This is a genomic window from Rubrobacter calidifluminis (assembly GCF_028617075.1).
In the GTDB taxonomy this organism is placed as follows: Bacteria; Actinomycetota; Rubrobacteria; order Rubrobacterales; family Rubrobacteraceae; genus Rubrobacter_E; species Rubrobacter_E calidifluminis.
This window is the reverse complement of sequence record NZ_JAQKGV010000001.1, coordinates 246060-266599: the sequence shown is the minus strand read 5'-3', so window position 1 is coordinate 266599 and position 20540 is coordinate 246060. Positions and strand designations below refer to the sequence as shown.

The 20540-nt window shown below is 68.5% G+C and carries 23 protein-coding genes; 6 read left to right on the top strand and 17 right to left on the bottom strand.

Annotation, left to right across the window (positions count from 1 at the left end; translation table 11 throughout):
* Positions 1 to 4: 4 nt before the first annotated feature.
* From PJB24_RS01340 to PJB24_RS01330, 3 genes are all read right to left on the bottom strand, one after another.
* Complete coding sequence (locus tag PJB24_RS01340) at positions 5 to 781, bottom strand: 3-hydroxybutyrate dehydrogenase (protein ID WP_273841844.1); 777 nt, start codon at positions 779 to 781, stop codon at positions 5 to 7.
* On the bottom strand, positions 774 to 1382 hold the full coding sequence (locus tag PJB24_RS01335; protein ID WP_273841843.1) for a 2-hydroxychromene-2-carboxylate isomerase: 609 nt from the start codon (positions 1380 to 1382) through the stop codon (positions 774 to 776). Before PJB24_RS01335 ends, PJB24_RS01340 begins: the two co-directional genes overlap by 8 nt.
* A gap of 116 nt (positions 1383 to 1498) precedes the next feature.
* On the bottom strand, positions 1499 to 2380 hold the full coding sequence (locus tag PJB24_RS01330) for a sulfite exporter TauE/SafE family protein (RefSeq protein ID WP_273841840.1): 882 nt from the start codon (positions 2378 to 2380) through the stop codon (positions 1499 to 1501).
* A gap of 151 nt (positions 2381 to 2531) precedes the next feature.
* On the opposite strand from PJB24_RS01330, the gene PJB24_RS01325 reads away from it, so the two are divergent.
* From PJB24_RS01325 to cysC, 3 genes are all read left to right on the top strand, one after another.
* The gene (locus PJB24_RS01325) at positions 2532 to 3257 is read left to right on the top strand and encodes a sulfotransferase-like domain-containing protein (RefSeq protein WP_273841837.1); all 726 of its coding nucleotides are present in this window, start codon (positions 2532 to 2534) and stop codon (positions 3255 to 3257) included.
* 66 nt (positions 3258 to 3323) lie between these two features.
* On the top strand, positions 3324 to 4505 hold the full coding sequence (gene sat / locus PJB24_RS01320; RefSeq protein WP_273841836.1) for a sulfate adenylyltransferase: 1182 nt from the start codon (positions 3324 to 3326) through the stop codon (positions 4503 to 4505).
* A 9-nt stretch (positions 4506 to 4514) separates the two neighbouring features.
* Positions 4515 to 5096, top strand: coding sequence for an adenylyl-sulfate kinase (gene cysC, locus PJB24_RS01315; protein ID WP_273841834.1), 582 nt, complete (start codon positions 4515 to 4517; stop codon positions 5094 to 5096).
* A 6-nt stretch (positions 5097 to 5102) separates the two neighbouring features.
* On the opposite strand, the gene PJB24_RS01310 is transcribed toward cysC, so the two are convergent.
* The gene (locus tag PJB24_RS01310) at positions 5103 to 5567 is read right to left on the bottom strand and encodes an RrF2 family transcriptional regulator (protein ID WP_273841832.1); all 465 of its coding nucleotides are present in this window, start codon (positions 5565 to 5567) and stop codon (positions 5103 to 5105) included.
* Between the two features lie 290 nt (positions 5568 to 5857).
* Between PJB24_RS01310 and PJB24_RS01305 the strand changes: the two genes are divergently transcribed.
* The 3 genes from PJB24_RS01305 to PJB24_RS01295 all read left to right on the top strand — a co-directional run bounded on the left by PJB24_RS01305 (position 5858) and on the right by PJB24_RS01295 (position 10454).
* Positions 5858 to 7483 carry a long-chain fatty acid--CoA ligase gene (locus PJB24_RS01305; protein WP_273841831.1) on the top strand — a complete coding sequence of 542 codons (1626 nt, stop codon included), beginning with the start codon at positions 5858 to 5860 and terminating at the stop codon, positions 7481 to 7483.
* A gap of 74 nt (positions 7484 to 7557) precedes the next feature.
* Complete coding sequence (locus tag PJB24_RS01300; RefSeq protein ID WP_273841829.1) at positions 7558 to 9309, top strand: CocE/NonD family hydrolase; 1752 nt, start codon at positions 7558 to 7560, stop codon at positions 9307 to 9309.
* 2 nt (positions 9310 to 9311) lie between these two features.
* The gene (locus PJB24_RS01295; protein ID WP_273841827.1) at positions 9312 to 10454 is read left to right on the top strand and encodes a thiolase family protein; all 1143 of its coding nucleotides are present in this window, start codon (positions 9312 to 9314) and stop codon (positions 10452 to 10454) included.
* Positions 10455 to 10525: 71 nt separating this feature from the next.
* On the opposite strand, the gene PJB24_RS01290 is transcribed toward PJB24_RS01295, so the two are convergent.
* From PJB24_RS01290 to pdxH, 13 genes are all read right to left on the bottom strand, one after another.
* A complete protein-coding gene (locus tag PJB24_RS01290; protein WP_273841825.1) occupies positions 10526 to 11275 on the bottom strand; it encodes an SDR family oxidoreductase in 750 nt (249 codons plus the stop codon).
* Positions 11272 to 11757: a GAF domain-containing protein gene (locus PJB24_RS01285; RefSeq protein WP_273841824.1), complete on the bottom strand. Its 486-nt coding sequence runs from the start codon at positions 11755 to 11757 to the stop codon at positions 11272 to 11274. Before PJB24_RS01285 ends, PJB24_RS01290 begins: the two co-directional genes overlap by 4 nt.
* Positions 11754 to 12674 (bottom strand): NAD-dependent epimerase/dehydratase family protein, encoded by a 921-nt coding sequence (locus PJB24_RS01280; RefSeq protein WP_420541864.1) that lies wholly within the window; start codon positions 12672 to 12674, stop codon positions 11754 to 11756. The genes PJB24_RS01285 and PJB24_RS01280 overlap by 4 nt, the downstream gene beginning before the upstream one ends.
* A gap of 100 nt (positions 12675 to 12774) precedes the next feature.
* Positions 12775 to 12924, bottom strand: coding sequence for a hypothetical protein (locus PJB24_RS01275; RefSeq protein WP_273841822.1), 150 nt, complete (start codon positions 12922 to 12924; stop codon positions 12775 to 12777).
* Positions 12925 to 13059: 135 nt separating this feature from the next.
* Entirely contained in the window at positions 13060 to 14394 is a 1335-nt protein-coding gene (locus PJB24_RS01270) for a phytoene desaturase family protein (protein ID WP_337958994.1), read from the bottom strand.
* 87 nt (positions 14395 to 14481) lie between these two features.
* Positions 14482 to 15396, bottom strand: coding sequence for an RNA polymerase sigma-70 factor (locus PJB24_RS01265; protein WP_273841817.1), 915 nt, complete (start codon positions 15394 to 15396; stop codon positions 14482 to 14484).
* A gap of 167 nt (positions 15397 to 15563) precedes the next feature.
* A complete protein-coding gene (locus PJB24_RS01260; protein ID WP_273841815.1) occupies positions 15564 to 15827 on the bottom strand; it encodes a CBU_0592 family membrane protein in 264 nt (87 codons plus the stop codon).
* A gap of 67 nt (positions 15828 to 15894) precedes the next feature.
* Positions 15895 to 16344, bottom strand: a complete 450-nt coding sequence (locus PJB24_RS01255; RefSeq protein ID WP_273841813.1) for an acyl-CoA thioesterase — start codon at positions 16342 to 16344, stop codon at positions 15895 to 15897.
* Positions 16341 to 17114, bottom strand: coding sequence for an enoyl-CoA hydratase/isomerase family protein (locus PJB24_RS01250; protein ID WP_273841811.1), 774 nt, complete (start codon positions 17112 to 17114; stop codon positions 16341 to 16343). Before PJB24_RS01250 ends, PJB24_RS01255 begins: the two co-directional genes overlap by 4 nt.
* A 39-nt stretch (positions 17115 to 17153) precedes the next feature.
* The gene (locus PJB24_RS01245) at positions 17154 to 17555 is read right to left on the bottom strand and encodes a cobalamin B12-binding domain-containing protein (RefSeq protein ID WP_273841808.1); all 402 of its coding nucleotides are present in this window, start codon (positions 17553 to 17555) and stop codon (positions 17154 to 17156) included.
* Between the two features lie 9 nt (positions 17556 to 17564).
* On the bottom strand, positions 17565 to 18938 hold the full coding sequence (locus tag PJB24_RS01240; protein WP_273841807.1) for an FAD-binding oxidoreductase: 1374 nt from the start codon (positions 18936 to 18938) through the stop codon (positions 17565 to 17567).
* A complete protein-coding gene (locus PJB24_RS01235; RefSeq protein ID WP_273841805.1) occupies positions 18938 to 19762 on the bottom strand; it encodes a fumarylacetoacetate hydrolase family protein in 825 nt (274 codons plus the stop codon). Before PJB24_RS01235 ends, PJB24_RS01240 begins: the two co-directional genes overlap by 1 nt.
* A 137-nt stretch (positions 19763 to 19899) precedes the next feature.
* Positions 19900 to 20523 (bottom strand): pyridoxamine 5'-phosphate oxidase, encoded by a 624-nt coding sequence (pdxH, locus tag PJB24_RS01230; RefSeq protein ID WP_420541863.1) that lies wholly within the window; start codon positions 20521 to 20523, stop codon positions 19900 to 19902.
* Between the last annotated feature and the right edge of the window lie 17 nt (positions 20524 to 20540).

Sequence of the window (20540 nt, the reverse complement as noted above, 5' to 3'; positions counted from 1 at the left end):
CAGCCTAGCGGGCGGTCGAGCCGCCGTCTATCGTGAGCGAGGCGCCGTTTATGAAAGAGGCGGCGGGTGAGCAGAGGTAGAGGACCATCTCGGCGACCTCCTCGGGCTCGACGAGGCGCTTTATCGCGGGCTCGGCGAGCATTATCTTCTCTATCACCTCGCTCTCCGGGATCCCGTGGCGGCGGGCCTGGTCCGAGATCTGACCCTCCACCAGCGGCGTCCTGACGTACGCCGGGCAGATGCAGTTGGAGGTCACGCCCTTCGGGCCGCCCTCGAGCGCGAGCACCTTCGAGAAACCCTCCAGCCCGTGCTTGGCCGCGACGTAGGCGCTCTTGTACTCGGAAGCGACGAGCCCGTGGACGCTGGAGATGTTTACGACCCTGCCCCACCCCCGCTCGTACATCCCGGGCAGCGCCTGCCTGACGAGCAGAAACGGTGCCTCGAGCATGATCCGGATGATCTTCGTGAACATCTCCGGCGGGAACTCCTCGACCGGAGCGACGTGCTGCAGCCCGGCGTTGTTGACGACGATGTCGGCGGATATACCGAGCTCTCCGACGGCCTCGAGGTCCGAGAGGTCGGCCTCGATGGCCTCCCCGCCGATCTCGCGCGCGACCTTCCGCGCCCCCTCGCCGTCGAGGTCCAGCACCGCGACCCTCGCCCCGGCCTGAGCGAGCCGGCCGGCGCACGCCCTCCCGATCCCGCTCGCACCCCCCGTGACGAGCGCCCTCTTCCCGCCGAGATCCACCTCGACCGAACGAACCCCGAACTCCTCAGCCATCCAGCGCCTCCTCGACGAAATCCAGCCGGTCGTTGCCCCAGAACATCTCGTCCCCGACGAAGAAGGTCGGGGCGGCGAAGACCCCGCGCCCGAGCGCCTTTTCGGTCGCCGCCCGGAGGGCGTCCTTCGCCTCCTGCGCGGAGGCCCCGGCGAGAAGCTCCTCCGGCTCTACCCCGATCCTGCGCGCCACCTCCGCGAGCGGGCCGTCCTCGCAGGCCTCCTCGAACCCTTTGGGGGCCCCACCCTCCTCCCAGTAGAGCGTGAACGCCTCGCGGGTGAAATCCGGAAGTTTCCCGAGGCTCTCGCAGTAGACCGCCGCGCGCATCGTCTTGAGCGTGCGGAACGGGAAGGGGTCCGGGAACCGCAGCGGCAGCCCGTAGCGGCGGGCCCAGCGCCGGATGTCCCGCTCCTGGTAGCGGGCCTTCATCGGGCTCTCCACCGGGGCCTTTATCCCGGCGGCCTTGTGCAGAGCCCCGAGCAGCACCGGCTTCAAGACGAGATCCGCCCCGTGTTTCTCGCAGATGCGCCCCACCCGACCGTACGCCAGGTAGGAGTACGGGCTCACGAGGTCGTAGTAGAACTCCACCCTGCCGTGCGCCAAAGCATCCCCTTTCCGCCGGAGACTTCTGGCTCAAAGTTACACCAGGGCACAGAGCGCCGTCAAAAAGCAAAAGAAAGGGGCCGCTCGACGCGGCCCCGGACGGTGATCTCCCGCCCTCAGGCCGGCTCGCCCTCTGCCTTCTTCTGCTCCCGCAGCGTCCAGATGGCGAAGCCTATCGCCGCGAGGCACACGACGACGATCGCGGCGTAGATGACGTTCGATACCAGGCTTCCGAGCCCGACCGCATCGAGGAACGTCTGGGCGTTGGTGACCAGTATGATCCCGGCGACCAGAACCCCCATCACCCGCGCCGGCAAAAGCCGCACCAGCCACGCCGCGATCGGGGCCGCCACGATCCCACCGACGAGCAGCGCCCCGACCACCTGCCAGGGGATCTCGGAGAGGCTCAGCGAGAGCAAAAACCCGAAGGCGCCGGCTACCGTCACGATGAACTCGCTCGTGTCGACCGTCCCGACGACCTTGCGCGGCTCCATCCGACCCGAGGAGAGCAGCGTCGAGGAGCCGATAGGACCCCATCCCCCACCCCCGGCCGCATCCAGAAACCCGGCGACGAACCCGAGCGGAACCAGAAACCTCCTCGCTATGGGCCTCACCTCGACCACCCGGTCCTTCCTCCTGAAACCGAAGCGCGCCAGAATGTAGACCCCGAGCAGGAAAAGGAAGACCGCCACCACGGGCTCGGCCACCTCAACCGCGATGTAGCTGATCGCAACGGCCCCGAGAAACGCCCCGACCGCCCCGGGTAAGGCCATCCAGATCACCTTCGACCAGTCCACGTTGCCGAAACGCGTGTGCGAGACCCCCGAGGCGAACGTCGTCGCCACCTCCGAGATGTGTACGCTCGCTGAAGCCAGAGCCGGCGCCACCCCGAAGGCGAGCAGCAAGGTCGTCGAAGAGACCCCGTAGGACATCCCCAACGACCCGTCCACGAGCTGCGCGAACAAACCCGCTATGCCGAGCAGCAGCAGCCTCCTCACGAAATATCTCTCCTTTCTCTGCCTGTATTACTTTTTTAACTTACAAAGTGGAAAAATCTTAAGTGGTTCCGGGACGGGCGTCAAGGGGCCGGGTGGCCGACATCCGGCGGGAGGGATGGGAATATATAGCGAGAGAGTCAGGAGGTTACGAATGGAAGATCAAAAACCGATAGCGCTGTGGGCGGTGCCGAGGTCCATATCCACCGCCTTCGAGAGGGTCTTCGTGGAGAGGGAGGACTTCGAGGTCTTCCACGAACCCTTCTCCGCCTCCTACTACTACAGCGAGGAGCGTCGCAGCGACCGCTACAAAGACGAGCCCCCCAGGCCCGAGTACAACTACGGGAGGGTGCTGGAGGAGATCCTGCGCCCGCGCGAGAGGCGGGTCTTCGTGAAGGACATGGCCTACCACTTACGGGGGTTCATGGACGAGGAGTTCGTCTCGCGTTTCGTCAACACCTTCATAGTGCGGGAGCCGAAGTACGTGATCTCCTCGCTGAGGAAGATGTGGCCGGACTTCACGCTGGAGGAGACCGGCTACGAGCAGGCCTACCGGCTCTTCAGGCTCGTCGAGCGCACCGGACAGAGCCCCGTCGTCGTCGACGCGATGAGCTTCAGCGAGGATCCGGAGGGGATCCTCGCCGCCTACTGCGAGCGGGTAGGCGTCCCCTTCGACCCCGGCGCCCTCTCGTGGCGGCCCGCGGAAGTCCCGGAGTGGGAGCGGTGGGAGGAGTGGCACGAGCGGGCGCAGAAAAGCACCGGGATAGAGCCCGTAGAACGCCGCGACCCGGAGCTATCCGCCGGTCTGCAGGAGGTCTACGAGCACTGCCTGCCCTATTACTACCAGCTCGCCGCAAACGTCATAAGGAGCGCGGCGTAGAACCGGCCGCGGATACATGGTAAGTTTGACCTCTCATGCATCGATTTCCGATGGAGGAAGAATAGTTTGCTGACCGAAAAGGATCCCATCGCGCCACACGGCGGGATGCTCGTCGACCGACGGGCGACAGAGGACGAGCGGGAGGAGCGGCTGGAGGAGGCGCGACGGCTGCCCCGCCTCAGGCTCGGGCCGAGAGCGCTCTCCGACCTGGAGATGATCTCGACGGGCGTCTTCTCGCCCCTCGAGGGCTTCATGAACCGCGAGGACTACGAGAGCGTCGTCGAGGGCATGCGCCTCGCCGGTGGGCTCGCGTGGAGCATGCCGGTGACGCTCGCGGCGGACCGTGAGGAGCTCGAAGGCGTGCGCGAGGGCGGGGAGATCGCCCTCACCGCCCAGGACGGCCACGTCGTGGCCACTATGGCGGTCGAGGAGGTATACCCCTACGACAGGGAGCGGGAGGCGAAAGAGGTCTACAAGACCACCGAAGAGAAGCACCCCGGAGTGGCCAGCCTCTTCCGGCAGGGGGAGCTGCTGGTGGGGGGTCAGGTCACGCTGCTCGTCGAAGAGCCCACGCCGCGGCCTTTCCCCGGTTACTACCACGAACCCGCGGAGCTCAGGGAGATCTTCCGCGAGAAAGGCTGGCGGCGCATCGTCGGTTTCCAGACCAGAAACCCCGTCCACCGGGCGCACGAGTACATCCAGAAGAGCGCACTCGAGACCGTCGACGGGTTGCTCCTGAACCCGCTGGTGGGCGAGACCAAGTCGGACGACATCCCGGCGGACGTGCGGATGCGCTCCTACGAGGTGCTGCTCGAGCGCTACTACCCCAAAGACCGCACGGTGCTCGCGGTCTTCCCGGCGGCGATGCGCTACGCCGGCCCGAGGGAGGCCATCTTCCATGCCATCTGCCGCAAGAACTACGGCTGCACCCACTTCATCGTCGGGCGCGACCACGCCGGGGTCGGAAGCTACTACGGCACCTACGACGCGCAGGCCATCTTCGACGAATTCGAGGAGGACGAGCTCGGGATCACGCCGCTCTTCTTCGAGCACGCCTTCTTCTGCCTCAACTGCGGCGGGATGGCCACCACCAAGACCTGCCCGCACGACGCCGAATCACACGTCTTCTTCTCCGGCACCAGGGTGCGCGAGATGCTCGGGCGCGGGGAGTACCCGCCGCCGGAGTTCTCCAGACCCGAGGTCGTCGAGGTTCTGATAGAAGGCATGAGAGAACGCAGAGAGAGCTGAGGAGGGAACATGTACAGGTACCTGCCGGGCGAGGAGCGCGGGTTCACGCTCTGGTTCACCGGGCTCTCGGGGGCCGGGAAGACCACCATCTCCGAGATAGTCGAGCGCGAGCTCAGGGAGAGGGGACGCAAAGTCGAGGTTCTGGACGGCGACATCGTCCGGACCAACCTCTCCAAAGGGCTCGGCTTCAGCCGCGAGGACCGCAACGTGAACGTGCTCAGGATCGGGTTCGTGGCGAACCTGCTGACGCGCAACGGGGTGGCGGTGATCGTGAGCGCCATCTCGCCGTACAAGGAGGCGCGCGACCAGGTGCGGCGCAGGATCATCGACTTCGTCGAGGTCTTCGTGGATGCTCCGCTGGAGGTCTGCGCCGAACGCGACGTCAAGGGCCTCTACAAGAAGGCTTTCAACGGCGAGATCGAGCAGTTCACCGGCGTTTCGGACCCCTACGAGCCGCCGGCCGCCCCGGAGCTGCACCTCAGGACCGACCAGGAGAGCCCGCAGGAGAGCGCGCGGAAGGTCATCGAGAAGCTGGAGTTCCTGGGTTATCTGAAGACCCCGGCGGAGATCGAGGAGGACAGCCTCAGGTAAGGGGGCTCAGTGGTGGACCCAGGCCTCCGGGTCCTCGGTAAGACTGACGACGTGCTCGGGCAGCTCCCCTCTTACCACGTCCGCGAGCGTCACCTTCTCGAGCACGGCGCGCAGGTTGGCGCGCACCGCGATCCAGACCCGCTGCAACGGCCGGGCTGCCCCGCCGTACTCGACCTCCTCCGGCCACTCACCCCGCACGTTGGCCAGAGGCCCCTCGACCGCCCGGATCACGTCGGCAAGCCGCACCTCTTCGGGTGGCACGGCGAGCCAGTAGCCCCCGGAGGCTCCGCGCTGGGTTCTCACTATCCCGGCGCGCTTGAGGTCGAGCAGGATATTTTCCAGAAACTTGCGCGGGATGTCCTGTTCCTCCGCGAGCCGCTCGCCCTTGACCGGGCCCTCGGAGGACATCGCGGCCCGCGCCAGCTCGACGGCGGCCCGCAGCGCGTAGTCCGTCTTCGCCGAGACCTGCACCCTCCCCCCTAACTACCGCGCCGGTGGTTGTTCCCTCCGGGGAGGTACACGAACCAGTAGGCCCCGACGAGGATCACCGCGAACAACACCAGAAGCACAATGAACTGTACGAGCTCCGACTCCATCGCCCTTCCTCTCCGTGGCAGATCTCACCCGGGCAGCACGGGCTTCGAGCATCCCATACGTTGTCCCGGATCATGGTGAATGTTAACATCGAACACGACCGTTTTGTGAGGGAAAGGGGCCGTCCCACGGCGGGACCGGCACGCAAGGATCAGGAGGAAGATGCGGTGAGAGGCCTCACGATGGAGTACCAGCTCACGCTCCCGGCCATGCTCCGGCGGGCCGAAGCCCTCTACGGCCCGAAGGAAATAGTCACCCGGTGTCCGGACAAAAGCTTCCACCGCTACACCTACCGGGATTTCGTCCGGCGGACGAAGAAGCTCTCCGTGGCGCTCAGAGCGCTCGGGGTGCGTCCCGGTGACCGGGTGGCGACGCTCGGGTGGAACACCTACCAGCACCTGGAGGCCTACTTCGGCATCCCGTGCGCGGAGGGTGTCCTGCACACGATAAACCCGCGCCTCTCGGCGGACGACATCGCCTACATAATCAAGCACGCGGAAGACCGGGTGCTCATGGTCGACGAGACGCTACTGGACCTCCTCGACGGCTTCAGGGACCGGGTCGAGCTGGACCACACGATCGTCTTCACCCACGGCGGCGGGGCTCCGGAGGGCATGCTCGACTACGAGCGGCTCGTCGAGGAGGCCGACGAGGGTGCCTTCTCCTACCCCGAGCCGGACGAGTGGGATGCGGCGGCGATGTGCTACACCTCGGGGACCACCGGGAGGCCCAAGGGGGTGCTCTACTCGCACCGCTCCATCTGCCTGCACTCCATCTCGCTCGGGATGAGCGACATGCTCGGGATAGCCGAGCGCGACTCGGTGCTCCCGGTCGTCCCGATGTTCCACGTCAACGCCTGGGGCATCCCGTTCGTCTCGACGCTCGTCGGGGCCAAGCAGGTCCTGCCGGGGCCGCACCTCGACCCGAAGAGCCTGCTGGAGGATTTCGAGCAGGAGCGGGTGACGATCACCGCCGGGGTGCCCACGGTCTTCCTCGGGGTCCTGCGCGAGCTGGACGCGAGCCCCGGGGCCCACGACCTCTCGGCGATGCGCGCCATCGTCATCGGCGGCTCGGCGGCGCCGGAGGGCATGATCCGGGCTTATCAGGAGCGTCACGGCCTCAACGTCGTGCACGCCTGGGGGATGACCGAGATGGACCCGGTCGGCTCGGTGTGCAACCTGCGCAGCTGGATGGACGACCTGTCCGAGGACGAGAAGTACCGGATCAGGGCGAAGCAGGGCCCTCCGGCGGCGTTCATCGAGTTCCGGGCGCGTGGGGCGGTGGACCTCGTCCCCTGGGACGGGAAGACCATGGGCGAGCTCGAGGTCAGGGGGCCGTGGGTCGCGAGCAGCTACTTCAACACCGAAGAGGGGAAAGACAAGTTCACCGAGGATGGCTGGTTCCGCACCGGCGACATCGTCACCATAGACGAGAACGGCTACATCGAGATCCAGGACCGCTCCAAAGACCTGATAAAGAGCGGTGGCGAGTGGATCAGCTCGGTGGCGCTCGAGAACGCGATCATGTCGCACGACGCCGTCGCGGAGGCCGCCGTGATCGCCATCCCGGACCCGAAGTGGCAGGAGCGCCCGCTCGCGGTGGTCGTCCTCAAGGAGGGCCGGAGCGCGACCGCGGAGGAGATAATCTCCCACATCGCACCGCATTTCCCGAAGTGGCAGCTCCCGGACGCGGTGGAGTTCGTCGAGGCGATACCGCACACGGCGACCGGCAAGTTCCTGAAGATGGCGCTGCGCGAGCAGTTCAAGGACTACTCGGTGGCGAAGAGCCAGTAGAAAACGCTCCATCCGGGCGTAAGATATCCCCGAGGAAGAACGGAGCCGCGCGCTCCTTGAGAAGGAGGGGATCCATGCCACCGCAGACCCGGGAAGTCGTCGTTCAGAAGAACGTCCCGGCCACGATGCGCGACGGGACGACGCTCTTCTCAAACGTCTACCGTCCGGCCGAAGGCGGGCCCTACCCGGTCCTCCTGACCCGTCTGCCCTACGGGAAGGACATCCCCTCCTACACCACCTTCCTCGACCCGGTACGCGCCGACGGGAGCGGCTACATCGTCGTCGTGCAGGACGTGCGGGGGCGCTTCGCCTCCGGCGGGGAATTCGAGCCTTTCGCCAGCGAGTACGAGGACGGCCACGACACCGTCGAGTGGGCCGCGCGGCTCCCGGGCGCAGACGGCCGGGTCGGGATGTTCGGGCTCTCCTACTACGGCAAGACCCAGTGGCAGGCCGCGGTGACGAAGCCGCCCTCCCTCCTGAGCATGGTCCCCGGTATCACCTGGGGGAACCACCTCAACGGCGCCCAGATGCGCGGCGGGGCCTACGAGCTCGGGACCATCTACTCCTGGGCCGTCACGACCATAGCCCCGGACATCCTCTTCCGGCGCTACCGCGACGACCCGCAGCAGCTCGGGCGTAAGCTCCCGGAGCTCGTCGCCGCGATAGACACCCTCCAGGCCGGCGGCGGATACGACGTGCTGCCGCTCACGAAGCTGCCGGACCCGGACGGCCTCACCCCGTTCGTCCGGGAGGGCTTCGAGCGTGGCGTGGACGACGGGTGGTGGGAGCAGCTGAACATCGACGGCAGGTACGGTAACGTCTCGGCGGTCACGCTGCACATCGGCGGCTGGTACGACATCTTCCTCGGCGAGACTCTGCGCCAGTACGCGGCGATGAAGGAGGTGGCGGAGCGGCGCGGCACGGCGCCGCCGCGCCTGCTCGTCGGTCCCTGGACGCACGGCAACTTCGGGAGCACACTCGGGGAGCTGGACTTCGGCATCGGGAGCTCGGGTATCCTTCTCAACTACCGGGGGGACCTCGCCGACTACCACCTGCGCTTCTTCGACGCGACGCTGAAAGGCAGGGAAGAAGCTCTCGCCGACCGCCCGCCGGTCGAGGTCTTCGTGATGGGCGAGAACCGCTGGCGCGGCTACGAGGAGTGGCCCCCGCCAGGGGCGCGTGAGGAGGTCTGGCACCTCTCGGGCGGCGGCTCGCTCACCCGGGAGGCGCCCTCCGGGGAGCCCGACGCCTACGACTACGACCCCAAAGACCCGGTCCCCACCCTCGGCGGGAGCATACTCATGCCCCAGATCTACCGGGCCGGGGCCCGCGACCAGTCCCCCAACGAGGAGCGCCCGGACGTCCTGTGCTACACGAGCCGGCCGCTGGAGCACGATTACACCGTGCTCGGGCCGGTCTGGGTGAGGCTCTTCGCCGCCTCCTCGGCCCCGGACACCGACTTCGTCGCCCGGCTGGTGGACGTGCACCCCGACGGGCGTGCGATCGGGATAGCCGACGGCATCATCCGGGCGAGCGCCCGCGAGAGCTACCCGGAGCCGGGTGTGATCTCCCCCACCGCCCCCTCGCCCATAAAACCCGGCGAGGTCTACGAGTACAGGATAGACCTCTGGGCGACCGGCAACACCTTCCGGGCCGGGCACAGGATCCGGCTCGAGGTGACCTCCAGCAGCTTCCCGCGCTGGGACCGCAACCTGAACACCGGCGAGAGCGGCGCCCGCTCCTCGCGCACCGAGGTGGCCCACCAGAGGATCTTCCACGACCCCGATCACCCGAGCAGCCTTACGCTCACCACGGTGGAGGGATGAGAATGCCAGAGCCGGTGATAGTCGAGGCGGTACGCACCCCGTTCGGAAGGCGCGACGGGACCTTACGGGAGACGAGGCCCACCTCGCTCCTGGCCCACGCCCTGAGAGGCCTCGTCAGGCGCTCCGGGCTCGCGCCGGAGGAGATCGACGACGTGATCTGCGGCTGCGTCACCCAGGCCGGCGAGCAGGGAGCGAACGTGGGCCGTCTCGCGGTGATGCTCGCCGGACTTCCGGACGAGGTACCCGCCGTGACCCTCAACCGCATGTGCGGCTCGAGCCAGCAGGCCGTCCACTTCGCCGCCCAGGCCATCGCCGCCGGTGACGCCCGCTTCGTCGTCGCCTGCGGCGTCGAGAGCATGACCCGCGTCCCGATGTTCAGCGACATCGGCGGCGGCTTCGAGAAGCTCGACCCGGAACTTCTGTCCAGGAAGGAACTCGTCCACCAGGGCGAGAGCGCAGAGAGGATCGCGGAGGCGTGGGGCATAACCCGCAACGACGCCGACTCTTTGTCCGCCGAGAGCCACCGGCGGGCCGCAGCGAGGGGCGAGCATCCCGAGATCCTGCCCACCAGAGGCCTCGATGCGGAGGGGAACGAGGTCGAGCTCACCGCCGACGAGGGCGTCCGCCACAGCGTGGACCCGCAGAAGATGGCGCAGCTTGCGCCGGTCTTCCGCGAGGACGGGATCGTCACGGCGGGGAACTCCTCCCAGATCTCCGACGGAGCCTCCGCCGTGCTCGTCGCCGCCCGCGAGACCGCTGAGGCGGCGGAGCTCAAGCCCCGGGCGCGCTTCCTGGCGCGGGTCGCGGTCGGGAGCGATCCCACCATGCAACTCACCGGGGTCATCCCGGCGACGCGGCTCGCGCTCAAGAAGGCCGGTATCTCGATCCTAGACCTCGACTGGATCGAGATAAACGAGGCCTTCGCCACCGTGGTACTCGCCTGGGCCGCCGAGCTCGAGCCGGACATGGAGAAGGTCAACCCGTGGGGCGGCGCGATCGCCCACGGCCACCCGCTCGGCGCGACCGGCGGCGGGCTCCTGGCGAAGCTGCTCTACGGGCTCGAGGCCACCGACGGGCAGCTCGGTCTGCAGGTGATGTGCATCGGGCACGGCATGTCCACCGCGACCGTCATCGAGCGGCTCTAAACCAATCCTGAGCACCACATCGACCGGGTGAGGCGACCGTCGCACCTGCCAGACGCAGGGGCGGATGTGGATCAGAGCGGCAGCGCCGCCGCGTCCTCGCTCTCGAGCCACTCCTCGAACGTCGGCCCCTCGATGCGTGCGCCGTCTCCGGGCAGGAGCGCTCCCGGGGGCGCACCGGTGGTGCTCCCGGCCGGGTGGATCTCGATCGCCTCGCCCCGGCGCTCGACGAGCCTGCGGGCGAGCGTGACGAGATCCGCCTGCTCCGGACCTGCAAGGTCAGCAGCGCGGCCGGCCGGAGCGCCCTCCGCGTGCTCGACGAGGACGCGGGCGACCGTGCGGGCGGCGACAGTCTGCACGCGCAGGTCGGGCACCCAGGCGTGCGAGCCCTCGCGCGTCCGTGAGATCATCTGCCCCGCGAACTCGTGGAACTGGGTCGCGCGGAGGATCGTACTCGGAACAGGCCCTTCTGTGGCCACCCGCTCGTGGGCGAGCTTCGCCGCGTAGTAGTCGGTCCGGACCCGGTCGATGCCCACGATCGAGAGGGTGACGATGTGTCGAACCCCACTCTCAGCGCCGATGCGCTGAAGGTTGGCTGCCACTGCGGTGAAGAAGGCGGTCGCCGCACGCTCCCCGGTGGTGCCGGCGTTCGTGACGTCGACGACGGCCTCGACGTCCTCCAGCGCGCTCGCGAGCCCCTCTCCGGTGCAGACGTCGACGCCGCGGGAGCGGCTCAGCACGACGACCTCGTGGCCCCGCCGCCCGGCGTGCTCCACCACGTGGCGCCCGACCAGGCCCGTCCCACCGGCCACCGCGATCCTCATCGCCCGGCTTCCGACCCGGCGCGGCGATAGAGCGGGCTCAGGGCCGTGGCGATCTCCTCGAAGAACGCCTCATCCGTAGCGCCGAAGGCGCTGGTCTGCGGATCCTCGACATCCAGCGTCCCGACTACCTCGCCGGCAATGATCACGGGGACGACGAGCCCGGAGCCCGTCGTCGGCTGGTTGGTCAGGCAGCGCGGGTCGGCTGCAGCGTCGTTCGAGCAGACGGTGTCGCGCGAGGCGAGGGCGGCGCCGGTGAGCCCCTGGCCGCTCGGGAAACTCGGGTGCGCGGGTGCGGCGGGGCCGCTCCAGGCGAGGTTCACCACCTCGCCGCCGCCGACGCGGTAGACGCCGACCCACCGGCGCCCACTCTCGCGGCGGACGAGGTCCGCGAGCCCGGCGGCCACGTCTTCGATCCCCGCCCCAGCCGGGACGGCGTCGCACATCCGCTCCAGGATCCCGCTCGAACCCCCCGGCCGACTCACGCCAACCCCTCCCTGAAGCCCTGCCGCCACGAGGGGTAACGCGGCTCCCAGCCGAGCTCCCGTCTGACCCTGGCGTTGGAGAAGCCGCGCCCCTCGGTCATTATCGTCACCGCCACCTCACCGGCCAGCGGGCGGGCCAGCCATCCGGGGATCCGAAGCGGCGGCTTCGCGCCCGCGCACGCCGCCAGATAGGGCAGCCACTCGCTGGCCGGAGCGGGCTCGTCGTCCACGACGTTGAACACCCCCTTCGCCTGCTGCTCCACGGCCAGGACGGTGGCGCTCGCCGCGTCGTCGAGATGCACCCAAGAGTTGTAGCCGGTGCCGCCCCCGATGAGCGGGAACTGCCGCCTGCGCACGGCCTCGACCAGGGTGTCGCTGGCGCCCGGCCCGTAGAGCCAGCCGTACCGCAGGACCGCGCCACCGGCCTCGACGACCGCGTCCTCGAGGTAGCGGATCGCCTCCATCCCCGCCTGCGCCGCCGTCCCCTTCATCAGCTCCAGCGGGTCCTCCTCGGTCTTGACCCATCCACCCTCGCGGATGCCGTTCCAGCCGGCGTAGCTCTGCGCGACGAAGCTGGATACGCCGGTCGCCTCGGCCGCGGCCAGCAGGTGGTCGGTCCCTGCGGTGCGCAGCCGGTTGGTGGTGGCGAACCAGCGGTCGAAGTGCTTCATATCGGGCCTGGCGGAGATCGAGGTCATCTGGTGCACGATTGCATCCGGACGGGCCGTGGCCACCGCCTCGCCCACCGACGCCGCATCCAGCCCATCCATCACGACCGCCTCCGCGCCCAGCCGCTCCAGCAGGGCCAACTTGTCCGGATCCGTCGTCGTGGCCGTCACCTGGTGGCCCCGGACCACGAGCTGCTCAACCAGCCGCCTTCCGATGACCCCGCTCCCGCCTGCCACGAACACCCGCACGACCGTCACCTCCCTGACTCCAGTATCAACTCTCAGCCTGAAGACGAGATTACCCCGGCTCCTGTGACATCGGGGCTCCATGCCGCCCACCCCAGTCTCCTTATCGGTCCTGAGGCCGGAAGGCGACCAGCGTCGCAGAGCGGGCGAGCCTTCGTCGCGCCTTGACCGGGTGGATCGCCCGAGAGCCGAGCGCTGCGGCCAGCACCCTCGCCGCCAGCGGATGACGGACGGTGTATTCCGTGAGAGCCAACGTACCCTTCCTCGGCGGAGAGAACCCGGTGCTCCGGCGCGTAGCGCTCCCGTCCGGTACTCACCTCGAGCGCCGGGCGTACCTCGATGTTCCTGTACCAGCCGGCCCTCCTACCGCGGTGTAACCTCTTCCAGATCACCCCGAAACCCGGGAGCCTGCGGTCGACTTTCCGGAAGACGGTGCCCTCCGGAGCACCAGCTCCGCCGCCCGGCGGGCGCTGGCCATGCTGGCGTCCAGCAGAAAGCCCTCCGGGCCCACCCAGTCGCCGGCCAGGTAGAGGTTGGTGAAGCCCGGCACTTCCGTTCCCGGCCTGCCGGCGAAGCCGCCCCGGGCGGCGGTGGGGAGCGCGCCCACGGCCTCTATGCGCGGCAGGTACTGGCGCCTCACGAGCACCTCGCGCCATCCGGGTTGCGCCGCGTCGAGAAGACCTTCGAGATCACGCTCGTCCTGGCGCGGGTCGTCGAGGCCCCTTGGATCGAGCTGCTTGAAAGCGTGGATCACGGCCCCTCCCTCGGGGGCGAGCTGTGCGTAGGCCGACTGGACGCTCATGAACTGCGGACGGTCGAGGTCCTGGACCACCGTGTAGCGGGAGGAGGGCAGGCGGCTCAGGGCGACGTCGAGGCAGGCGAGCCGGCCCGGAAGCAAACCATCCACGATTCGGCGCAGGGCTGGATTAGTGTCTCCGTCTACCAGCCCGAGGGCGTCGTGGGGCCTGGTGGCGACGATGACGGCGGAGGCGGGGATGAGGCTCCCGTCCTTCAGGCGCACGCCGCGCACGAGCCCCTCGTGGTGCTCGACGCCCAGGGCACGGGTGCCGACCAGGATGCACGCCCCGTTCCTCTCAGCGACCTCCCGCAGCCCGTCCACCAGGGTCTGCCAGCCACCCTCGACGTAGTGCACGGGGTGCCTGAGCGAGCGCCGGAGCCTGTCAACGAAAACCTCGGCGCTCACGAGGTCCAGCGCGCTGCTGTAGACCAGCGTGCGGGCGAGCCCCTCCAACAGCCGGCGCACCCGCGGGCGGCGAACGCGGCGGTCGAGCCACTCCTGCACGCTCACGTGCGCCGCCTCACCCGGCCTGGCCAGGGAGAGCGTTGCGAAGAAGCGGACGAGGTCCACCCTGTCTCTCGCGCCGAAGAGGCTGGTACGCAAGATCCCCAGAGGGTCGGCGGGGAATGTGTGCAGTACCCCCTCCCGCCGCACAAAGGTCTCTTTGGGCGGAGTGCCGTAGGCGTAGGTGACGCCGAGCTCCGCCAGGACCCGGGAGGCCGCCCCGCCGGTGTAGATGGCGTGTATGCCGCGGTTCAAATAGAAGCCGTCGAAGCTCCGGGTGGCGGCCCGACCTCCCGGCGCGGAGGCCTTCTCGACAAGCGTCACCCCCACCCCTTCTCGTGCCAGATAGCAGGCGGCGGCAAGGCCCGCCATGCCTCCGCCGACCACCACGACGTCTGTCCGATCGGTTCTCTTTTCCATGTCTACGTACGCTCCTTGCGTGGATCTCGAACCTCTACATCTCCAGAGACGCACAGCCCCGCGCGGGCGTGACATGGGGAGGGATCTTCAGGTCCCGCGCACGCGGGCCAGCTTGTCCGGATTCGCCACCAGGTGGATGGTCCGGATCCTGCCGCCCGACACGTCGAGGACCACGGCCGAGACCGTCCGTCCTCCCGAGGTCGCGACGACTCCCGGGGCTCCGTTGATCCACGCGATCCCGACCTCGACCCCGGAGGCAGGCTCCCCGGAGACCGAGCGCAGGAAGAGGGCCATCTTCTCCCGCGTGGAGATGGAGCGCAGGAAGCGGGCCACCTTCCCCGCCCCGTAGAGGGGGCGTCTGGGGGCGCGGGCCTTCCCACCCCCGTCGGCGATCAGCACCACGTCGGGGGCGAGTACCTCCATGAGGGCCTCCAGATCCCCACCCGCCACCGCCTCGAGAAAACGCTCTGTCGCCCGGAGCCGCGCCTCCGGGTCCGCCTCGAAGCGGGGGCGGCGCGCGCGGACGTGCTCGCGCGCCCGGCGGGCGAGCTGCCTGACCGCCGCCTCGCTGCGGTCGACCATCCCGGCGATCTCGGCGTAGGGAAATCCGAACGCCTCGCGCAGCACGAACACCGCCCTCTCCAGCGGCGAGAGCGTCTCCAGGACGACGAGCATCGCCATCGAGAGCGACTCGGCGAGCTCCGCATCCCCGGCGGCGTCCGCCTCGGTCGCTATCGGCTCGGGCAGCCAGGGGCCGGTGTAGTCCTCGCGTCGCGCCTTGAGGCGCCTGAGGTGGTCGATGCACAGCCGGGTGACCACCGTCGAGAGATAAGCCTGCGGGGAGCGAATCTCACCGGTCGAGGCCTCTCGCCAGCGCAGGTAGGCCTCCTGCAGGACGTCCTCGGCGTCCGTCGCGCTGCCGAGCATCCGGTAGGCGATGGAAAACAGCAGGGGCCGATGCTCCTCGAAGCCCTTCGCGACGGATGTCTCGTCACCCTTCACCGCGGCCTCCCGCCCGGACGCTGCCCTTCCCGCTCGTGATGGTACAGGCGTACTGCACCCGCGTCGAAGCCGACACCCTCATGCCAGCCTCCCTCGTATTCCTCCGAAGGTGCCTCCACACGAGAAGACGAGCCAGCAGTCCGCTCCGTGACACGTCCGGGATGGGTTCAGCCGTCCTCCCCGCGGATGCGGCGGAAGGTCAGGCGCGCGAGCGCTCCCGCGCTGATCAGGGTCCAGGCCCCCTCCAGGAGCAAAAAGCCCCACTGGTCTTCGATCACCGCTATGGCGGAGAGGATGCCCGAGCCGATCAGGTTGAGCAGCGAGTACTTCACCCCGCTCGCCGACAGCACCCCGAGCAGGTTCGCCGCGTAGGCGGCGAGGATGAGAAGGGACCCGACCACGGAAACGAGCTGTATGGCGGTTATGGACAACCCCCTCCTGCACCGGACCCGGATTCCCTCGCGGCCGTGTGGACCATCGGACTGGCTCCGACGCCCGTCACCCTTTCGAACCACCGGACCTTTCCCTTCGCCGGCGGGCCCCTGCGCCATCCTCCCGGAGCGCTGCGAGCCGGGCGATCTCCTTCGGCACCCGCACCGGCCGGCCGGTGGTGAGGTCTATACACCCATGGCGGGTGTAGCCGGTGACGAGCGTCTCACCGTCGCGCAGCAGGGTGTAGTCGAAGCGCATCGAAGCCCTGCCGACCTCCGAGAGACCGGTGCGCAGCGTAAGCTCGTCGTCGAAGAAGGCGGGCCTCCTGTAGTTTACGTGCGCCTCGACCACGACGAAGCCGTACCCGGAGCGTTCTATCTCCCGGTAGGAAACACCTGCGGAGCGCAGCCACTCCACCCGGCCGACCTCGAAGTACGAGAGGTAGGAGGCGTTGTTGACTATTCCCTGGGCGTCGGTCTCCGAGTAGCGGGCCCGGAGGATGACCTCCTTTATCACCGGCCCTCGAAGGAGGCCTCGCGCTTCTCGACGAAGGCCTTCATCCCCTCCTTCGCGTCCCGGGTGGAGAAGAGGAGCGCGAACTGGTCGGACTCGTAGTCGAGCCCGCTTATGAGGTCCACCTCCTGCGCCTTGTTCGCCGCGGCCTTCGCGTGCCGGACGGCGAGCGGGCCGTTGCCGGCGATCTCGGAGGCGATGGAGCGGGCAGCATCCAGTGCCTCTCCCTGCGGCACGACCCTGTTCACGAGCCCGATCTTCTTCGCCCCGGCGGCGCTTATGCGTCGTCCGGTGAGGATGAGCTCCTTGGCCAGGCCGGGTCCGATGAGGCGCGGCAGGCGCTGGGTGCCGCCCATGCCGGGGATGATGCCCAAAGAGACCTCCGGGAAGCCGAAGACGGCGTTCTCCGAGGCGACGCGGATGTCGCAGGCGAGCGCTATCTCGCACCCGCCGCCGAGCGCAAATCCGTTCACGGCGGCGATCGTCGGGATCGGGCTGCGGTCCAAAAGCGCCATCGCGGCGTTGCTCGTCTCCGCGAAATGCTTCGCCTCGATCGGGTCCATCTCGCTCATCGCGGCGATGTCCGCCCCGGCGACGAAAGCCCTCTCCCCCGCCCCCGTCACGATTATCGCCCGCACCTCCTTGTTCCCGAGGTCGAGCAGCGCCTGCCCTATCTCCTCCACGACCTGCGGGTTGAGGGCGTTGAGTTTGTCCTGCCGGTCCACGGTAAGAACGGCGATACCACCCTCCTCCTCCACCCTGACGTAGTCCAAAAGCTTCCCTCCTCCGGGTATCTTGCCTGCAGGAAAACCCTAGTCCCGCGCCGGGACGGCTCGCCGGACGTACTCCACGGCCTTCGACGTCGGGGTGCCGGGGGTGAAGACCTCGCCCACCCCGAGCTCCTTGAGCCTGGGGATGTCGTCTTTGGGTATGGTGCCGCCGCAGAAGACCAGGATGTCGTCGGCGCCCTGCTCGCGCAGGAGCTCCACCACCCGCGGGACGAGCGTCATATGCGCCCCGGAGAGGATCGAGATTCCTATCGCGTCCACGTCCTCCTGTATGGCGGTCTCGACCACCTGCTCGGGGGTCTGGTGCAATCCCGTGTAGATGACCTCCATCCCGGCGTCGCGCAGGGCGCGGGCTATGATCTTGGCGCCCCGGTCGTGCCCGTCGAGGCCGACTTTCGCCACCACCACCCTTATCGTGCGTTCCATGCTTCTATTCTACCCCGCCGGCGGGACGACTTTCCCGGGGTTGAGGATTCCCGCGGGGTCGAGCAGGCGTTTGATCTGCGCCATGAGCGGCACGGTGTCGGGGTGCTCGCGTCGCAGGTGGTCGATCTTGCCGTACCCGACGCCGTGCTCGCCGGTGCAGGTGCCGCCGCGCTCGAGGGCGTAATCCACGATCTCCCCGACGACCCGGCGGGCCCGCTCCTTCTCCTCCGGATCGGAGGGGTCGACGGGGAAGATGGCGTGGTAGTTCCCGTCGCCGACGTGCCCCAGGATCACGCCGTCCATCCCCCGTGAGGCGATGGCCTGTCGGGCGTGGCGCAGAGCACCAGCAAGCTCGGAGATGGGTACGCACACATCCGTGGTCATCGGGAGCCTGCCGGGATAGAGCTCCGCCACCGCGAGCGCCGCCTCGTGCCGCGCCTCCCACAGCCGCCCGCGCGCCGCCTCGTCACGCTCGGCCTCGAAGGCCAGACATCCCGCCCGGCGGCAGATCTCCTCCGCACGCCGGGCGTCGGCCTCAGCCCCCTCGACGCTGCCCGCAAACTCCAGAAAGAGCGTCGGTGCGACCTCGTAGGAGGTCCCCTTGTAGACGTTGACCGCCTCCACGGTGCGGGCGTCGACCAGCTCCACCCGCGTCGCCCCCACCACGGAGCGGACCACGGCGACGGCGGCCTCCCCGGCGTCCTCTACCCCGTGGAAGGTCACCCGTGCGGCGACCGCGCTCTCCAGGAGGGGCTGGAGCCTGAGCGTGATCTCGGTGAAGACGCCCAGGGTCCCCTCCGAGCCGACGAAGAGCGGCGTCAGGTTGTAGCCGGCGGAGGACTTCACCGCGAGCCCGCCGGTCCTGATCACCCTCCCGTCGGCCAGCACCACCTCGAGCCCGAGCACCCGCTCGCGCATCGCGCCGTAGCGCAGCGCGTTGGTCCCGCTCGCGTTGGTCGCCGCCATCCCGCCGATGGTCGCGTCCCATCCCGGGTCGGGCGGGAAGAAGAGTCCGTAGCCACTGAGGACCGCCTCGAGCGCCAGGCGCCGCACGCCGGGCTCCACCCGGGCGACCATGTCCTCCGGCCGGATCTCGAGGATGCGGTCCATCCTGCCGAGATCCAGGCTGATCCCGCCTTCGAGCGGGATGGTGTGCCCCTCCAGGCTGCTTCCCTGGCCGAAGGGGGTGACCGGGACGCGGTGCTCGTTCGCGAAGCGTAAGACGGAGACGACCTCCTCCCGGCTCTCCGGGAAGACGACGACCTCCGGCGGTCGAGGCTCGTGGTAGGTGAAGATCGCCCGCCCGTGGTGCTCGATCGTCTCCGGGTCGGTACGGACGCGTTCTGGGGGCAGGATCTGCCGCAGCGCGGCGGCGAGGTCCATCAGAGCACTTTGACCGGATTGGTGAGGCTGCCGAGGCCCTCTATCTCGACGGTGACCTCGTCACCGTCCTTGAGCCACAGCTGCGGCTCCCGCGCCATCCCGACGCCCGGGGGCGTGCCGGTCATGATGATATCCCCCGGGACGAGCGTCATCCCCTCGCTCAGAAAAGCGATGAGCTCGGCGACGGAGAAGATCATCTTCGAGGTGTTGCTCTCCTGCACGACCTCGCCGTTGAGCAGACAGCGGATCGCGAGTGACTGCGGGTCGGGAACCTCGTCGCGGGTGACGAGATAGGGTCCTATCGGGGCGAAGGTGTCGAGCGACTTGCTCCGGCTCCACTGCCCACCCTCGGAGAACTGCAGGTCGCGCGCCGAGACGTCGTTGGAGTTCATGTAGCCGAAGACGTACTCCAGCGCCTCCTCCGTCCGGACGTTCTTCGCCCGCCGACCTATGACCACGGCGAGCTCCGCCTCGTAGTCGGGCTGCTGGGTTATCGGCGGGACGACGATCGTCTCTCCGGGACCGATGATCGTGTTCGGGTACTTTGCAAAGACGATCGGCTTCTTCGGTATCTCCGCTCCGGTCTCGGCGGCGTGGTCCTCGTAGTTGAGCCCGATCGCGATGACCTTCTGCGGATCGGGCACCGGGGCGTGCAACCGTACCTCATCGAGCGCCAGACTCTCCCCGCCCGGCTGTCTCTCCGCGCCCCGGCCGTGCTCGATGTACTCGACCATACTGGAGCCGCCGAGCGGCACAACCCTGCCGTCTTCCACGTACCCGATTTTCGGCCCACCTCCATCGATGGAGTAGGTTACGAGCTTCAAGAAGCCTCCCTTCCTTCTGCCATACTCTACGCGGGCTATCTTAGCAACAAACCCGCCCGTCCCCGAGCGGTCTGGTTCATCCAGTGGTACGAGATCCAGACAAGAAGGAGGATGTCCGGAGCGCCCGCCCCTCCAGCTCAGGGCTGCAGGCGCACGACCTTCCAGCCGCCCCCTTCCCGCATGTAGAGCAGGCGGTCGTGCAGGCGGCTCTCACGCCCCTGCCAGAACTCCACGGCCTCGTGGACGACCCGGTAGCCGCCCCAGAAAGGGGGGCGGGGGATCTCCTCCCGCCCGGCGTAGCGCTCCTCCAGCTCTCGCACCCGCAGATCGAGCGCCTCCCGGCTCTCTATGGGCCGGCTCTGCTCGGAGGCCCAGGCTCCCAGGCGGTTCCCACGCGGACGACTCGCGAAGTAGGCGTCGGACTCCTCGTCGGGGAGGCGCTCGACGATGCCCTCGACCCGCACCTGTCGCTCGAGCTCTCCCCAGTAGAAGAGGAGCGCGGCGCGCGGGTTCTCCGCGAGCTCGCGCGCCTTGCGTCCGGCGTAGCTGGTGTAGAAGACGAAACCTCGCTCGTCGAAGCCTTTGAGCAGGACGGTGCGGGCGGAGGGCCGGCCGTTGCGGGTGGCGGTCGCGAGCGTCATCGCGTTAGGCTCGTAGAGGTCCGCGGCCAGCGCCTCCTCGAACCAACGGCCGAACTGCTCCACCGGGTCCGGGGCGAGGCCGTCTTCGGAGAGACCGGCGCGGGTGTACTCCCGGCGCATCCTGGACACGTCCACCC

Coding starts and splice junctions, on each gene's coding strand:
- PJB24_RS01290 (WP_273841825.1), bottom strand. CDS start 11,275: ATGAGGATCGCGGTGGCCGGTGGGACGGGCCTGGTCGGGCGCCACGTG.
- PJB24_RS01295 (WP_273841827.1), top strand. CDS start 9,312: ATGCCAGAGCCGGTGATAGTCGAGGCGGTACGCACCCCGTTCGGAAGG.
- PJB24_RS01240 (WP_273841807.1), bottom strand. CDS start 18,938: ATGGACCTCGCCGCCGCGCTGCGGCAGATCCTGCCCCCAGAACGCGTC.
- cysC (WP_273841834.1), top strand. CDS start 4,515: ATGTACAGGTACCTGCCGGGCGAGGAGCGCGGGTTCACGCTCTGGTTC.
- PJB24_RS01245 (WP_273841808.1), bottom strand. CDS start 17,555: ATGGAACGCACGATAAGGGTGGTGGTGGCGAAAGTCGGCCTCGACGGG.
- PJB24_RS01300 (WP_273841829.1), top strand. CDS start 7,558: ATGCCACCGCAGACCCGGGAAGTCGTCGTTCAGAAGAACGTCCCGGCC.
- PJB24_RS01270 (WP_337958994.1), bottom strand. CDS start 14,394: ATGGAAAAGAGAACCGATCGGACAGACGTCGTGGTGGTCGGCGGAGGC.
- PJB24_RS01325 (WP_273841837.1), top strand. CDS start 2,532: ATGGAAGATCAAAAACCGATAGCGCTGTGGGCGGTGCCGAGGTCCATA.
- pdxH (WP_420541863.1), bottom strand. CDS start 20,523: ATGCGCCGGGAGTACACCCGCGCCGGTCTCTCCGAAGACGGCCTCGCC.
- PJB24_RS01340 (WP_273841844.1), bottom strand. CDS start 781: ATGGCTGAGGAGTTCGGGGTTCGTTCGGTCGAGGTGGATCTCGGCGGG.